Source organism: Chenggangzhangella methanolivorans (genome assembly GCF_042648545.1).
GTDB lineage: Bacteria > Pseudomonadota > Alphaproteobacteria > Rhizobiales > Methylopilaceae > Methylopila > Methylopila methanolivorans.
In genome coordinates this window covers 285,762-298,752 of sequence record NZ_JBHRXS010000003.1, presented here as the reverse complement: position 1 = coordinate 298,752, position 12,991 = coordinate 285,762, and the positions used below count along the sequence as shown (strand labels likewise).

The following is a 12,991-nucleotide window of genomic DNA, read 5'->3' as shown; positions in this document are numbered from 1 at the left end:
CCTGCCGGCCGGGTTCTGCGGCCGAGTGAAAGCCAAGCCCTGCGCAATGATTTCAAAGATTGTCAGACGATCATTCCGGCAACGATCGGTCGCCGCATGATCCATTTGACCTAATGGGTCGAGTGGCCGACCTCGGGGACGAGCCACTTCCGCGACCATGCGGAGGAGAGCTCGAGGCTCGACGGCGCCGGGCGCGTCGCGCCGCCGTCGCGAAGGCATTCGGCGATGAAGCGCAGCGCCCCGCGCATGCCCCACTCCGTGTAGGGCTTCGCCACAGAGCCGATCGCGCCTGCGAAGTCGTCCGGCAGCCGACGACGGTTCGCCGTCATGAACAGGACCGCGACGCCCTGGAGTTTCGCGGCGCGCCGCGCGATCTCGATCCCGGTCGGGCCGTCGGCGAGGTGCACGTCGAGGAGGACGAGATCGGGCCGCTCCTGCTCGACGATCTTGAGCGCCTCTTCGCTCGAGATCGCGACGCCGAGCGTCTGGAGCCCGGCTTCGGCGATCAGGAACTCGATTTCGGCCGCGACAAGAACCTCGTCCTCGACGATGAGCACGCGCATCGTCGAGGTCTCCTTTCGCTCAGGACGCCGGACGGTCGGCGACGGGCATGGTGAGGCGGACGCGCGGGCCATCGTCGGCGCCGGAGCGCTCGATGGTCGCGGAAAGCTGGCGGGTCAGCAGGGACATCAGGCTCGCGCCAAAACTCTCCCGGCTCTGTCCCGGTTCCACTGAGCCGTCGTGATCGACCTCGATCGCCAACTCGCCGTCGGGGCGGCGCACGGCGAGCCGCAGGCGGCCCGGAGCGCTCTCGGGCGCGCAGGCGAGCGCTTCTATGAGGAGCTCGTTCACGATGAGCGCGACGGCGGAAGCCTGCTGCGCCGGGATGGCGGCGGGCTCGTGGTCGTGCTCGACGCTCAGGTCGTCGCGGCCCGAGGCGTCCAAGAGGTCCGAGGCGATGTCGCGCATGAAGGCCGGCACGTCGAAGGCCGACAGGTCGTCGGCCTGGAACAGGTTGCGATGGACGGTCGCGAGCGCGCTCACCCGGTTCAGCATCGACGTCATCGTGTCCCGGATCTCGGGATCGGCGATGCGGCGCGACTGCAGGAGGATGAGCGAGGAGATGAGCTGCAGGTTGTTTTTGACCCTGTGGTCGACCTCGTGGAGCAGCACGGTCTTCTGGTCGAGGGCCTTCTGGAGGTCCGCGGTCCGCGCCGCCACGAGCGCTTCCGCGTCGGCCTTGGCGGCGGCGAGGTCGGAAGCGGCGCGGTTGCGCGCGGTCATGTCGACTTGCGATCCGAAGAAATGCGTGACGCGGCCGTCGGCGTCGTGGACCGGGCTGATGAAGAGGGCGTTCCAGAAAGGCGTGCCGTCCTTCCGATAGTTCAGGATCTCGGTCTCGACGTGGCTGCCGTCGACGATCGCCTGCGAAACGCGGGCGACTTCCGCGCGATCCGTCTCCGGGCCCTGAAGAAAGCGGCAGTTGCGGCCGATGATCTCCTCACGCGGATAGCCCGAAAGCGAGACGAAGGCGTCGTTGGCGAACACGATCGGGCAGTCGTCCAGAGTCGCGTCGCAAATGACGATCGGCATGCGCGTGGACCGGATCGCCGCGCCATAGGGGTCGCTCTCGCCCCTCAGTTCGGCCAAACGTTTGCCTTCGCGCTCTGAGGCGCTGCGGTCGGGCATTCAGGATCCTGGAAGAATGTGAAAGCGATATCGGTTCGGTCCGACAAAAATCGGATCCGACGGCCCCGCGTCAAGCTCTGGACGCGGCTTTCCGTCCCCAAGGCGGTCGAAGATCAATCGAGCGCCGGCGGCGCGATGAAGTCGCCCTGCAGGTAGGTCGCTCCCCAGTCGCGCAGAAGATCGGCGACGGCCGCGCTCTCGACCTTCTCGGCGACGGTCTCGAAGCCGAGCTCGCGGGCGAGAGCCAAGAGCGCGCGCACGAAAGCGCCGGACTCCGCTGAGGTCTCGAGATCGCTGACGAAGGAGCCGTCGATCTTGACGAGGTCGACCTTGAGCTCGCGCAGCGCCTTGAACGAGGTGTGGCCGGCTCCGAAGTCGTCGATTGCGACCCGGACGCCGCGCGCCTTCAGCGCCGAGACGAAGTCCCGCGTCGCCGCGAGATCGCGGATGGCCGCCGTCTCGGTGATCTCGACGAGCAGCCGCTCGGCGATGTCGGGGCGCAGCGCGAGCCATCCGTCGAGCGCATGGCTCCAGGTCTCGTCGCCGGTGGTCGCGGCCGAGACATTGACCGCGACCTGAGCCTGCGGGTCGCGGGCGAGCCGCGCGATCGCAAGGTCGAGCGCCCGCCGGTCGAGCATGTGGACGAGGCCGACCTCTTCGGCCGCAGCCGCGACCGGGCCGCCGGAGACAGCCTCCCCGGTCGCCGTGACGATGCGCGCCAGCGCCTCGCTCCAGCAGATTTCGCCCGTCGCGGCGCGCGCCACCGGCTGGTAGGCGAGCAGCACGCGGCGATCGTTCAGCGCTGCGACGAGGTCGTCGGCGAGCTTCATGTTGGCGCGCCGCGCGACGTCGCGGTCGGGGTCAGGCGCATAGATCCAGAGTCCGGACGGCAGTTCGCTCGCGCGCGAAAGAGCTATGCGGGCGCGCGCCACCATGTCGTCGACCGTGCGCGCATGGCGCGGCGCGACCACGGCCCCGAGCGCGATCCTGACCGCGATCGGGCCGGCCGCCGTCGTCACGGGCTCGTCGTGGATCGCGGCGGCGAGCCGCTGGGCCGCGACCTCGAGGTCGGAGCGCTCGCATTCCTGCAGCACCAGGCCGAAGGTCGAGGTCGAGAACCGGCCCAGCGTGTCGCCGCCCCGCATCGCCGAGCGCAGGCGGCGGGAGACCTCGACGATCACGATGTCGCCGATGTCGAAGCCGTAGGCCTCGTTGATCGCGCCGAGATTGGTGAGCGAGACCAGCGCGAAGGCGGTCGAGGTCTGCATCCGCGCGCCGGCCGCGAGCGCCGCGCCCGCGATCTCGATCAGGCGCGGCCGGGCGAGCTGCCCGGTCAGCGCGTCGAAGCGCGAGAGGCTCGCGGCGTGGGCGGCGGCCTCGTAGCGGGAGCCAAGCTCGCGCACCAGACCGACGACGCGGGCCGGCCGCCCGTCGGGCCCTGCGTACCAGCGGCCTCGGTCCTGCACCCAGAGGCGCTTGTCGCGCGCGCCGCGCATCAGCGGATATTCGACCTCGAAGGCGACGCCGTCGCCGAAATCGGTCTGCTTGGAGCCGAACACGGCTTCCCGCCGCGTCGTCAGCGCTTCGGGATCGAACAGGGAGGCGAAGCTCGTCGCCGTGTCGATCTGCGCGCTCGGCGGCAGTCCGAGCGTCTTGTGCGCGCCCGCGCTCCAGACGAGGCGGTCGCTCGCCACGTCCCATTCATAAGCCACGGTCCCGACGGCGAGCAGGATCGTCGACAGATCGACCGCATCCGTTCCCTCCTGGGACGTGCGGACGGTCATCGGCTGCGCCTCTGCCATGCTGTCCTCCCGGGAACGAGTGGATCACGAATCGTTCGACTGGACATTAGGGGCAATTTGTCTAGATTTCATAGACAGCCTTCGGGTAATGGCGAACGAAGAATACTTGGTTAACAGATTTTCAGCGTGCGTAGTCTAATCAGGCGCGCTGTCGAGGCGAGGCGAATACAGCGATGATGATGCTGCCGCCGGTCGGCCCCGGCGAAAGGGCCGAGCGTCGCAGGCGCGCCCGCAGGGCGTCGGACCGGGGCGCGGACACGGCGGCGGCGGGATCCGCCTCCGAGGCGGGGATTGAAGCGCCGTTCCCCATCGAGCCCGATCCGATCATCGACACGCGCCAATCCCGGCGTGGAGGACGACGCGCCTCCGACAGGGCGCAAGGGGCCGAAGCCGAGGCCCCCCGGTTTCCGCAGGCGCCCAAGCCCTATGCGCCGCTCGTCGCGCAACTGATCGCGGGCGTCATGGGGCTGGAGCAGACCCGCGCCCGCCGCCGCGCGAGCCTCGCCGAGGCCGAGGCGGCCTACCGCCCGAAGCGAGAGCGCCCCAAGCGCTCGCGCGGAGAGGTCTGAGCGCGATCGGCTCTGTCCGAAACGAAAAGAGCCGACCCAAAGGGCCGGCTCTTGAATTTGGTCGCCGCGCCGCGAAAGCGCAGCGCCGGTCAGATCACGCCTCGGTCTTGGGCGAGAGGATCTGACGGCCGCGATACATGCCGGTCTTGAGGTCGAGGTGGTGCGGACGGCGCAGCTCGCCCGAGTCCTTGTCCTCGACATAGGTCGGCGACTTGAGCGCGTCGGCGGAACGGCGCATGCCGCGCTTGGAGGGGGAAGTCTTTCGCTTCGGAACGGCCATTTCGAACTCCGTCGGATCCGTCTTGCGCGGCCCGCAGGCGCGCGAAATGTCGAGGCGCAGCCCAAAGGGACTCGCCGTTTGGCCGGGCTTATAGCCGCATCGGCCGGCTCGCGCCAGAGGCGTGCGACGCTTTTTCGACGGTTCAGTTCAGTTGAGGCAGGCGGCGAGCGAGCCCGCAGCGCGCGCGCGGCTGGCGACGATCGCGGCGTTGGAGCGGGCGCGGGCGCTCGGCTTGCGCGGGTCGCGCAGGATCGGGTTCGGAAGCGCCGCCGCCATCAGCGCGGCCTGACGCGCGTCGATCTGCCCGGCGCCGCGCTTGAAGGCGCGCCGCGCGCCGGCCTCGGCTCCGAAGGTTCCGTCCGGGCCCCATTCGGCGATGTTGAGATAGACCTCCATGATCCGCCGCTTCGACCAGACGAGGTCGATCCAGAGCGCAAGCCCGATCTCGAGCGGTTTGCGCAGATAGGCCGCGCCCTGCCACAGGAAGAGGTTCTTGGCGACCTGCATGGCGATTGTTGAGGCGCCGCGCCCCGGCCCGTCGGCTCCGCCCTCGCGCATGACCGTGCTGATCGCGTTCCAGTCGACGCCAGAATGCCGGCAGAACAGCGCGTCCTCCGAGACCATCACGGCGCGCGGCAGCGCGGGCGACATCTTCTCGAGCGGAACCCAGGTCCGGTCGACGGAGCGGAACGTCGCCCAGCGCGCGATCATCAGCGTGGAGACGGGCGGAACCACCGCATAGATCGGCGTCAGGACGATCGGCAGCGCCGCAAGCGCGAGGAGAACGAAGGCGACGCGCCGCCAAAGCGGCGTGCTCGGCCTCAGCAGCCGCGCGGTCGCTCTCGATGCGTATGCCCCCATGCCGACCCCGATCGTTCCCCGGCCGGGCAATCTATCAGAGGCGGGGGCGCGCGCCATCGCGGGACGACTGACGTGTTGGTGACGCCGCGCGCCGATACGAGACAGCGTGTCGTTCGAGAGCCCCGGTCAGGACCGGCCGGGGCTCTCGAGGCCGGCGCGCTCAGAGCGCGCCGTTCAGTCCGTTGGGGAAGAAGCCGCCCTTGTTCTCGCCGCCGAGGAACACGATCGACCTCACCTGGGGCACGGACCGGCTGTACGCGATGCCGTTCTCGTCGGTCGGCACGAGGTTCGCGACCTTCGCGTTGCCGATGCCCTGATCGAGATCGCTGTCGCCGTCGAGCGAGTCACGCGCGTCGGAGATCGCGCGCGCTTCCTTGAACAGGCCGAGCGAATAGAGCTGCGTGCGGATGATCCCGGCGTGATAGGCCTCGACGCCCAGAATGCCGGCGGCGGCCTCCAGCAGCGCCTTGTCGGTCAGCAACGGCGCAGCGCCCTTGTAGGCGGTGACGCCGACGTCTTCGAAGATGAAGGCCGCCAGCAGGAAGTTCGTCTCGTTGGCGAAGGCGTCGAACTCCTGACCCTCGGTCACAAGCCCCGCCGCAGTGGCGGCGGCCGTGAAGCTGGCCCTGAGATTGATCTTCGGACGCGCCACGCGCGCGTCGCCGAGGCCAGCCCGCAAGAACTGCACATGAGCCTTTTCGTCGCCCGCGATCTCTTCGGCGTAGAGGCGGATCGCCTTGGTGTCGAACTTCACCTTTTTGCCGCCGACGACCGAGCCCTGGTTGCCCTTGCCGTCGATGTCGTCGTCGGACAGGCCCTTGCCGGTCGTCGCGCGCAGATAGAATTCGGCCTCGAGATATTCGAGGTTCAGCGCGAAGTTCAGCACGTCAGCGTCCGTGACGTTCGCGGCGCGCGCCGAGCCGGAGCCTGCCGCGACGCCGATCGCGGCCGCGCCCGCAGCGAGTCCGCAGGTCCTCAAAAACGCGCGGCGGCCCGCCGCCCAGTTCACCTCGACCGTTTCCGGTGCGTCGCATCTGGCGTCGACGTTCATGACCCGTCTCCCTGGCTCGCCGTGCAAGCACGCGCAGTTGTGAGCGGCCCCGGCGCAACCACAAGCGGCGCCGCGGAGCCATGGTTCCGTCGCATTCAAAAATATTGCGCGCGATATAACCTAAGGTATCAGGCCGGTGAGTTCCGGCCTCGGCGCTTGACGACCCGGCGGGCTTCGGGCACGGGCGGCGGTCTGGGCCTCCCCGTCGCGCCTCCGGATCACTCTTCATGCAGCCGCAGTCCTTCGAGGCTCATCTCGCCGAAGTCGGTCCGCGCGTCGAGGCGGCGCTCGAGGCGCTGCTCGCGCCCGAGCCGTCGGCCGGCGAAATCTTCAGGCCCGAGCGCCTGCTCGCCGCGATGCGCCACGCCATGCTCGGCGGCGGCAAGCGGTTGAGGCCGGCGCTCCTCGTCGCCTCGGCGCGGCTCTTCGGCGTCGAGGCCGAGGCGGCGCTGAGAGCCGCGGTCGCGATCGAGTGCGTCCACGGCTACAGCCTCGTCCACGACGACCTGCCCGCGATGGACGACGACGATCTGAGGCGCGGCCGCCCGACCGTCCACCGCGCCTTCGACGAAGCGACCGCGATTCTCGCGGGCGACGCGCTGCTGACGCTCGCCTTCGATGTGCTCGCGGATCCGCGCGCCCATGAGGATGCGTCTGTGCGGGCCGAACTCGTGCTCGCGCTCGCCCGCGCATCCGGCCTCGGCGGCATGGCGGGCGGGCAGATGCTCGACCTCGCCGCCGAAGGCCGTTTCGGCGACGGACGGCCCGAGGCGCTGGCGCCGGCCGAGATCCTGCGGCTCCAGTCGATGAAGACCGGAGCGCTGATCGCGGCCGCGGCCGAGATGGGCGCGATCCTCGGCCGGGCGACGCCCGACGAGAAGGCGGCGCTCGGCGTCTACTCCCGCGCGCTCGGAGCCGCGTTCCAGATCGCCGACGACCTGCTCGACGCCGAAGGCGAGGCTGCGGCGGTCGGAAAGGCGACAGGCAAGGACGCGGCGGCCGGCAAGGCGACGCTGGTCGGCCTGCTCGGCCTCGACGGCGCCCGATCCCGGCTCTCCGCGCTGACCGACGAGGCGCTCGCGGCGCTCGGCGGTTTCGGCGCGCGGGCCGAGACGCTGCGCGGCGCCGCCCGCTTCGTCGCGGCGCGCAAGGCCTGATTGCGGTCCGAAAGGGGTGACGGGGCGCGCGGTTTCGCCTTAGAACAACGGACCTCATTCACGTTCCGAGACCGCATGTCCGCTCCGAAGATCGTCGTGTTCGCAGGCTCGGTCCGGACCGGGTCGATCAATCAGAAGCTCGTGGTCGCGGCCGCCAAGGCGATCGAGACCGCCGGCGGCGTTCCGACCGCGATCTCGCTGAAAGACTACGCGCTGCCCCTCTACGACGGCGACCTGCAGTCGCGAGACGGCATTCCTGAGGCGGCAAAGCAGCTCGTGGAGCTGTTCCTCGGCCATCAGGGCGCGTTCATCGCGAGCCCCGAATACAATGCGAGCTTCTCGCCGCTCTTGAAGAACGCGCTCGACTGGATGTCGCGCGTCAACATCGAGGGGCGCCCGCCCTTGCCGGCCTTCAAGCAGCGCGTGTTCGCGCTCGGCGCCGTGTCGAACGGCGCGATGGGCGGCTATCGCGGGCTCACCCAGCTTCGCTCGATGATGGAGCTCGGGCTTGGCGCGCTCGTCCTGCCCGAGATGGTCGCGGTCGGAAACGCCGCCGCCGCCTTCGCCGACGACGGCGGCCTCGCCAACGAGAAGGTCGCGGCGCTGCTCGCCCAGACGGCGGGCCGGCTCGTCGAGACCGCTGGGGCGCTCGCATGACCGACGCGCGCGACCGTCTCATCGTCGGCCTCGACGTCGCGAGCCTTGAGGAAGCCGACGCCATGGTGGCGCGGCTTGGCGAGGCCGTGACGTTCTACAAGATCGGTTTCGAGCTCGCGGTGGCGGGGGGGCTGACGCTCGCCGAACGGCTGGCGCGGTCCGGCAAGAAGGTGTTCGTCGACCTCAAGCTCCACGACATCGGCCAGACGGTCGAGAAGGCGACGCGGCAGGTCGCGCGCCTCGGCGCGACCTTCCTCACCGTCCACGCCTATCCGCAGACGATGCGGGCCGCCGCCGAAGGGCGCGGCGACAGCGGGCTTCAGATCCTCGCCGTCACCGTGCTCACCTCGTGGGACGCCGACGACGTTCGCGCCGCGGGCTTTTCCGACAGCCCGGCCGAGCTCGTGGAGCGCCGCGTCGGTCACGCGCGCGACGCCGGCGTCGACGGCGTGATCTGCGCGCCGACCGACCTCGCCTCCGTGCGCCGCATCGCGCCGCGGCCGTTCCTGGCGGTGACGCCGGGGGTCCGCCCCGCGGGCGCGGCGCTCGGCGACCAGAAGCGCGTCGCCACGCCCGGCGACGCCATTCGCGCCGGCGCCGACCGCCTGGTCGTCGCGCGCCCGATTCTCTCCGCCGACGACCCGCGGGCGGCCGCAGAGGCGATCGTCGCCGAAATAGACGAGGCTTCGCGCGGCCTCACGTGACTGTCATGATATGGTTCATATCAACTACACGCCCCAAATTTCGATGATCTGGCGCAGTCCGTTAGGCCACATCGTCACCTGAAAATATGCAATCGACCAAGTAAGGCCTTGCGTTGTTTTGCGCCTTCGCGCAGTGGTGGCTGCACCATGCGGATTTACCGCGTGCAGAGGGTATGGCGCGTGGGGGCGCGTAGATGGCGGCGGACCAGCGCCAGGGCGAAATCGTTTGCGTCGTCGATGACGACGAAGTCATTCGCGACGTGCTGTCCGCCGTGTTCGACGCCAACGGCTTTTCGGTCGAGACCTTCGACAGCGGCGACCGCTTCCTCGCCAGCAGCCCAAGCTTCACGCCGGCCTGCGTGCTGCTCGACGTGCTGATGCCGGGTCGGTCCGGCCTCGACGTTCTGAAGGAGCTCAACGGCCGCGGCGGCGGCGCGCCCGTCATCATGATCTCGGGCTCCGCCGACATTCCGATGGCGGTCGACGCCATCAAGCACGGCGCGCTCGACTTCATCGAAAAGCCCTTCGACCCCGAGACCATCGTGCGCCGCGTCGAGGCCGCGCTCGACGCCACCGGCGCGCGCGCCGCGGCGCGGGCCCAGATCGACCGCACCGGCGAGATCCCGGGCTCCGAGAACCTGACGCCGCGCGAGCGCGAGGTGCTAAGCCTCATCTCCGGCGGTCAGTCCAACAAGGAGGCGGGCCGCCAACTCGGCATCAGCCCGCGCACCATCGAGGTTCATCGCGCGCGCATCATGGAGAAGCTCGGGGCCCGCAACGCCGCCGATCTCGTGCGCATCGTCCTGTCCGCGACCGAGGGCAAGAACGGCGGGGCCGCCTCCGCCCAGGGCTGAGCGCGGCCAGACGCCGTGCTAGACATGCCGTCATGACCATCGTCACGTCGATCGAAGCGCTCGAGGCGCTCTACGGCCGTCCGGCTGCGCCGTCGCTCGTCAAGGAGACCGACCGCGTCACTCCCGAGTACCGGGCGATCATCGAGGCCTCTCCGTTCTGCGCGCTCGCGACCGCCGGCCCGGAAGGGCTGGACTGCTCGCCGCGCGGCGATCTGGCGGGCTTCGTTCGCGTGGCCGACGAGCGGACGCTGGCGATGCCTGACCGCAAGGGCAACGACCGCATCGACTCGCTGCGCAACATCGTGCGCGACCCGCGCGCCGCGCTTCTCTTCCTCATCCCGGGCCTTGGCACGACGCTGCGCGTCAACGGCCGCGCCTCGATCTCGGTCGAGCCGGAGCTGCTCGCCTCCTTCGAAGTCGAGGGCAAGCAGCCGCGCAGCGCGATCGTGCTGACGGTCGAGGCGGTCTATTTCCAGTGCGCCCGCGCGATCGTCCGGTCCGGGCTCTGGGATCCGGCGCGCCGTGTCGATCCGGCGAGCCTGCCGACGCCCGGCCGCATCCTGGCCGCGCTGTCAGAGGGAGATGTCGGCGGCGAAGCCTATGACGCCGCTTGGCCCGTCCGCGCGGCCAAGACGCTGTGGTGAGAAAAGTCGCGGCCAGACGAGATGAGCGGCGCCGCTCAGAAACGTCCCGTCGTCCCAAGCGCTGTGCTGCCGCAATTGTGATCAGCGAGTAAAAAGTGCGTTAACCCAGCCGCACTACCCTTGCGGGCGTCACAAACAGATCGCGTCGCGCCCAGGGCCCAGATGTCTCTTCTTTCGCAACTCGTCGAAATCGCCCTCGACGACCCCAAGCTCGCCGGCGGCTCGCATCCGGCCTTCGTCTCCGCGGCGCTCGCCGGCCTCGAGCTCCAGAGCTCGCCGATCGAGCCGAGCTGGATCCTGGCTGGCGATCCGCGCGCCGAAGGCGCGCTGCATTCGCAGAGCGCCGACGCCTGCTCATCGACCACGGTGTGGGCCTGCAGCGCCGGAAAGTTTCGCTGGAACTTCGTGTGGGACGAGACGGTCTACATCGTGTCCGGCTCGGTGGTCGTCACCGACGAGACCGGCGCGACCTCGACGATCTCGGCCGGCGACGTCGCCTATTTCGCGGCCGGAAGCTGGGCCACCTGGGAGATCGCGGACCACGTCAAGAAGGTCGCGTTCTGCCGCAAGCCTTTCCCGACGCCCGTGGTCGCGGCCATGAGCGCCAAGCGACGCCTGTGGAAGCTCCTGCGGCGCGGGCCGGGGATCGCCGCGCCCGTGGCCGGCCCCGGCCTCGCGCTTACGGCGAAAAAACCATGAAGATGTAGGTCGCGAACAGCACCAGGTGGATCATCCCGTAGAGGATGTTGGTCCGCCCGGTGCCGAAGGTGAGCAACGCCACCGCGAAGGTGATGAACAGGAGCACCGTGTCCTTGGGCGTGAGCCCAAGCTCGAGCGGCGCGCCGTAGACCAGCGACACGATTGCGATCGCCGGGATCGTCAGTCCGATGGTCGCGCAGGCCGAGCCGAGCGCGAGGTTCACGCTCTTCTGCAGCTTGTTGGCGCGCGCCGCCCGCACCGCCGCGCTGAACTCCGGCAGCAGGATCAGGAACGCCACGATGACGCCCGCGACAGTGGCGGGCGCGCCCGCCGCGTCGAGCCCGACCGCGACCGTGGCCGTGAAGGTCTTCGAAAGCAGGATCACGACGCCGAGCGAGGCGACCAGGAAGCCGAACGAGATCGCGGTCGCGCGATTGCTCGGCACATGGGCCTTGTCGGCGACGTCGTCGCCCTCGATCACCACCGCGAAATACTCGCGGTTGCGCACCGTCTGCGTGTAGAGAAAGGCGAGGTAGATCGCGAGCGTGGCGAAGCCCGCGAAGGCGAGCTGGCTCGGCGAATAGGCGCCGCCAGGCGCGGCGACCGTGAAGTTCGGCAGCACGAGCGAGAGCGTCGCAAGCGGCATCAGCACCGCGAGATAGGCGTTCGCGCCGGTGATGCGGAAGCTCTGCTCGCGGTGCCGCAGGCCGCCGAGCAGGATGCAGAGCCCGACGAGCCCGTTGCCCACGATCATGACCACCGCAAAAATGGTGTCGCGGGCGAGCGCCGGGTTGGCGTCGGCGCCGAGCATGGCCGAGGCGAGCAGCGCCACCTCCATCACCGTGACCGCCATCGCGAGCACAAGCGTGCCGTAGGGCTCGCCCGTGCGGTGGGCGATGAGCTCGGCGTGATAGACGGCCGCGAACACCGCGCCGAACAGAACGGGCAGAAGCGCGATCGATACGACGAGGCTCGCCATGGAGCCGTCATAGCCGCCGTCGAGCCCGAAGGCTTTGAGCGCGCCGACGAAGGCGAGGCCCGCCAGGGGCGGCGCCCACGCCATGAACGGCGTCTTGGGATCGCAAATCTTCGGTTCTGGCGTTTTGGTGTCGGCCTTGGCGGGGGCGTCGACGGCCGCGGCGGTCATTTGCTGCAGGTTCCTTACAGTCGCGCGCCGCAAAGGCCGCGGCGAACACAAGCGCCGCGGCCTTTGCGGCCGGTTCGGGATGGATTATCGAAAGGTGGGTTTAGGACAGAGGCGCGCGCCGTCCAGCCGTTTCCTGTCCGCCTTGCGTGATTGTGAGCCGATGACCCTCGCTTTGACTGATCCTATCGCAGAGCCCGAGGCGCTCGCAGCCGCTCCGCGGCCCGACCATCTGCTGGTCGCCGAAATGGTCCGGCCGTCCTCGCGGGTGCTCGACGTCGGCTGCGGCGACGGCGCGCTGCTGCGGCTGTTGGCCGAGCGTCGCGGCGTCGACGGACGCGGCATCGAACTGTCGCAGTCGGGCGTCAACGCCTCGGTGGCGCACGGCCTTTCCGTCGTCCAGGGCGACGCCGACACCGACCTCATGCATTATCCGGACGACGCCTTCGACTATGTCATCCTGTCCCAGACGCTCCAGGCGACGCGGCGGCCCAAGCAGGTGGTCGAGGACCTGCTGAGGATCGGCCATCGGGCCATCGTCTCGTTCCCGAATTTCGGCCACTGGCGCACGCGCCTGCAGTTCTTCGCGGAAGGCCGCATGCCGACCAACGCGAACCTGCCCGACCCCTGGTACGAAACCCCCAACATCCATCTCTGCACGATCCGCGACTTCGTCGATCTCGTAGAGCTTCTTGGGGCGCGGATGGAGCGGGCGGTCGCGCTCGACGCGCTCGGCCGGCCGGTGCGGGTCAACGCGCCGTGGTGGTTCTGGAACCTGTTCGGCGTCCAGGCCGTGTTCCTGCTCTCGCGGGACTGAGGGCGCGCTTCCCCTGCTGCGCAATTGCACGATCGGCTCCACGGCCTTGTCGATTGACAGCGG

At 69.5% G+C, this 12,991-nt stretch carries 15 protein-coding genes; 8 read left to right on the top strand and 7 right to left on the bottom strand.

What is annotated here, in order from left to right; all coding sequences use genetic code 11:
• Positions 1 to 110: 110 nt before the first annotated feature.
• The 3 genes from ACFOWB_RS01740 to ACFOWB_RS01730 all read right to left on the bottom strand — a co-directional run bounded on the left by ACFOWB_RS01740 (position 111) and on the right by ACFOWB_RS01730 (position 3,491).
• Complete coding sequence (locus ACFOWB_RS01740) at positions 111 to 563, bottom strand: response regulator (protein WP_261401603.1); 453 nt, start codon at positions 561 to 563, stop codon at positions 111 to 113.
• 19 nt (positions 564 to 582) lie between these two features.
• Complete coding sequence (locus ACFOWB_RS01735; RefSeq protein ID WP_378145334.1) at positions 583 to 1,689, bottom strand: PAS domain-containing protein; 1,107 nt, start codon at positions 1,687 to 1,689, stop codon at positions 583 to 585.
• Positions 1,690 to 1,802: 113 nt separating this feature from the next.
• A complete protein-coding gene (locus tag ACFOWB_RS01730; protein WP_378145332.1) occupies positions 1,803 to 3,491 on the bottom strand; it encodes an EAL domain-containing protein in 1,689 nt (562 codons plus the stop codon).
• Between the two features lie 173 nt (positions 3,492 to 3,664).
• Here ACFOWB_RS01730 and ACFOWB_RS01725 point away from each other — a divergent pair, with 173 nt between their 5' ends.
• Entirely contained in the window at positions 3,665 to 4,060 is a 396-nt protein-coding gene (locus tag ACFOWB_RS01725; protein WP_261401607.1) for a hypothetical protein, read from the top strand.
• Positions 4,061 to 4,154: 94 nt separating this feature from the next.
• Here ACFOWB_RS01725 and rpmF read toward each other — a convergent pair whose 3' ends face one another.
• The 3 genes from rpmF to ACFOWB_RS01710 form a co-directional block, all read right to left on the bottom strand.
• Positions 4,155 to 4,340, bottom strand: coding sequence for a 50S ribosomal protein L32 (rpmF, locus tag ACFOWB_RS01720; protein ID WP_261401608.1), 186 nt, complete (start codon positions 4,338 to 4,340; stop codon positions 4,155 to 4,157).
• 147 nt (positions 4,341 to 4,487) lie between these two features.
• Entirely contained in the window at positions 4,488 to 5,201 is a 714-nt protein-coding gene (gene mtgA / locus ACFOWB_RS01715) for a monofunctional biosynthetic peptidoglycan transglycosylase (RefSeq protein WP_261401609.1), read from the bottom strand.
• A 160-nt stretch (positions 5,202 to 5,361) separates the two neighbouring features.
• A complete protein-coding gene (locus ACFOWB_RS01710; protein ID WP_261401610.1) occupies positions 5,362 to 6,252 on the bottom strand; it encodes a ferritin-like domain-containing protein in 891 nt (296 codons plus the stop codon).
• A 227-nt stretch (positions 6,253 to 6,479) separates the two neighbouring features.
• On the opposite strand from ACFOWB_RS01710, the gene ACFOWB_RS01705 reads away from it, so the two are divergent.
• The 6 genes from ACFOWB_RS01705 (at position 6,480) to ACFOWB_RS01680 (ending at position 10,967) form a co-directional block, all read left to right on the top strand.
• Complete coding sequence (locus tag ACFOWB_RS01705) at positions 6,480 to 7,409, top strand: polyprenyl synthetase family protein (RefSeq protein WP_378145329.1); 930 nt, start codon at positions 6,480 to 6,482, stop codon at positions 7,407 to 7,409.
• 75 nt (positions 7,410 to 7,484) lie between these two features.
• Complete coding sequence (locus tag ACFOWB_RS01700; protein ID WP_261401612.1) at positions 7,485 to 8,066, top strand: NADPH-dependent FMN reductase; 582 nt, start codon at positions 7,485 to 7,487, stop codon at positions 8,064 to 8,066.
• A complete protein-coding gene (gene pyrF / locus ACFOWB_RS01695; RefSeq protein WP_261401613.1) occupies positions 8,063 to 8,770 on the top strand; it encodes an orotidine-5'-phosphate decarboxylase in 708 nt (235 codons plus the stop codon). Before ACFOWB_RS01700 ends, pyrF begins: the two co-directional genes overlap by 4 nt.
• 194 nt (positions 8,771 to 8,964) lie before the next feature.
• Positions 8,965 to 9,624 carry a response regulator transcription factor gene (locus ACFOWB_RS01690; protein ID WP_261401614.1) on the top strand — a complete coding sequence of 220 codons (660 nt, stop codon included), beginning with the start codon at positions 8,965 to 8,967 and terminating at the stop codon, positions 9,622 to 9,624.
• Positions 9,625 to 9,656: 32 nt separating this feature from the next.
• Entirely contained in the window at positions 9,657 to 10,268 is a 612-nt protein-coding gene (locus tag ACFOWB_RS01685; protein WP_261401615.1) for a pyridoxamine 5'-phosphate oxidase family protein, read from the top strand.
• A 162-nt stretch (positions 10,269 to 10,430) separates the two neighbouring features.
• Positions 10,431 to 10,967 carry a cupin domain-containing protein gene (locus ACFOWB_RS01680; protein ID WP_261401616.1) on the top strand — a complete coding sequence of 179 codons (537 nt, stop codon included), beginning with the start codon at positions 10,431 to 10,433 and terminating at the stop codon, positions 10,965 to 10,967.
• Here the strand turns inward: ACFOWB_RS01680 and ACFOWB_RS01675 are convergent.
• Positions 10,948 to 12,030, bottom strand: a complete 1,083-nt coding sequence (locus tag ACFOWB_RS01675) for a calcium:proton antiporter (protein WP_378146063.1) — start codon at positions 12,028 to 12,030, stop codon at positions 10,948 to 10,950. The genes ACFOWB_RS01680 and ACFOWB_RS01675 overlap by 20 nt on opposite strands.
• Positions 12,031 to 12,274: 244 nt before the next feature.
• Between ACFOWB_RS01675 and metW the strand changes: the two genes are divergently transcribed.
• Positions 12,275 to 12,928, top strand: a complete 654-nt coding sequence (gene metW, locus ACFOWB_RS01670) for a methionine biosynthesis protein MetW (protein WP_261401618.1) — start codon at positions 12,275 to 12,277, stop codon at positions 12,926 to 12,928.
• Positions 12,929 to 12,991: the final 63 nt, after the last annotated feature.

What these genes read in the sequence shown, in the direction of transcription:
- ACFOWB_RS01735 (WP_378145334.1), bottom strand. Translation starts at nt 1,689, where the DNA reads ATGCCCGACCGCAGCGCCTCAGAGCGCGAAGGCAAACGTTTGGCCGAA.
- ACFOWB_RS01680 (WP_261401616.1), top strand. Translation starts at nt 10,431, where the DNA reads ATGTCTCTTCTTTCGCAACTCGTCGAAATCGCCCTCGACGACCCCAAG.
- ACFOWB_RS01710 (WP_261401610.1), bottom strand. Translation starts at nt 6,252, where the DNA reads ATGAACGTCGACGCCAGATGCGACGCACCGGAAACGGTCGAGGTGAAC.
- ACFOWB_RS01725 (WP_261401607.1), top strand. Translation starts at nt 3,665, where the DNA reads ATGATGATGCTGCCGCCGGTCGGCCCCGGCGAAAGGGCCGAGCGTCGC.
- ACFOWB_RS01730 (WP_378145332.1), bottom strand. Translation starts at nt 3,491, where the DNA reads ATGGCAGAGGCGCAGCCGATGACCGTCCGCACGTCCCAGGAGGGAACG.
- ACFOWB_RS01700 (WP_261401612.1), top strand. Translation starts at nt 7,485, where the DNA reads ATGTCCGCTCCGAAGATCGTCGTGTTCGCAGGCTCGGTCCGGACCGGG.
- ACFOWB_RS01685 (WP_261401615.1), top strand. Translation starts at nt 9,657, where the DNA reads ATGACCATCGTCACGTCGATCGAAGCGCTCGAGGCGCTCTACGGCCGT.
- ACFOWB_RS01690 (WP_261401614.1), top strand. Translation starts at nt 8,965, where the DNA reads ATGGCGGCGGACCAGCGCCAGGGCGAAATCGTTTGCGTCGTCGATGAC.
- ACFOWB_RS01705 (WP_378145329.1), top strand. Translation starts at nt 6,480, where the DNA reads ATGCAGCCGCAGTCCTTCGAGGCTCATCTCGCCGAAGTCGGTCCGCGC.
- mtgA (WP_261401609.1), bottom strand. Translation starts at nt 5,201, where the DNA reads ATGGGGGCATACGCATCGAGAGCGACCGCGCGGCTGCTGAGGCCGAGC.
- ACFOWB_RS01675 (WP_378146063.1), bottom strand. Translation starts at nt 12,030, where the DNA reads ATGGCGTGGGCGCCGCCCCTGGCGGGCCTCGCCTTCGTCGGCGCGCTC.
- rpmF (WP_261401608.1), bottom strand. Translation starts at nt 4,340, where the DNA reads ATGGCCGTTCCGAAGCGAAAGACTTCCCCCTCCAAGCGCGGCATGCGC.
- pyrF (WP_261401613.1), top strand. Translation starts at nt 8,063, where the DNA reads ATGACCGACGCGCGCGACCGTCTCATCGTCGGCCTCGACGTCGCGAGC.
- metW (WP_261401618.1), top strand. Translation starts at nt 12,275, where the DNA reads ATGACCCTCGCTTTGACTGATCCTATCGCAGAGCCCGAGGCGCTCGCA.
- ACFOWB_RS01740 (WP_261401603.1), bottom strand. Translation starts at nt 563, where the DNA reads ATGCGCGTGCTCATCGTCGAGGACGAGGTTCTTGTCGCGGCCGAAATC.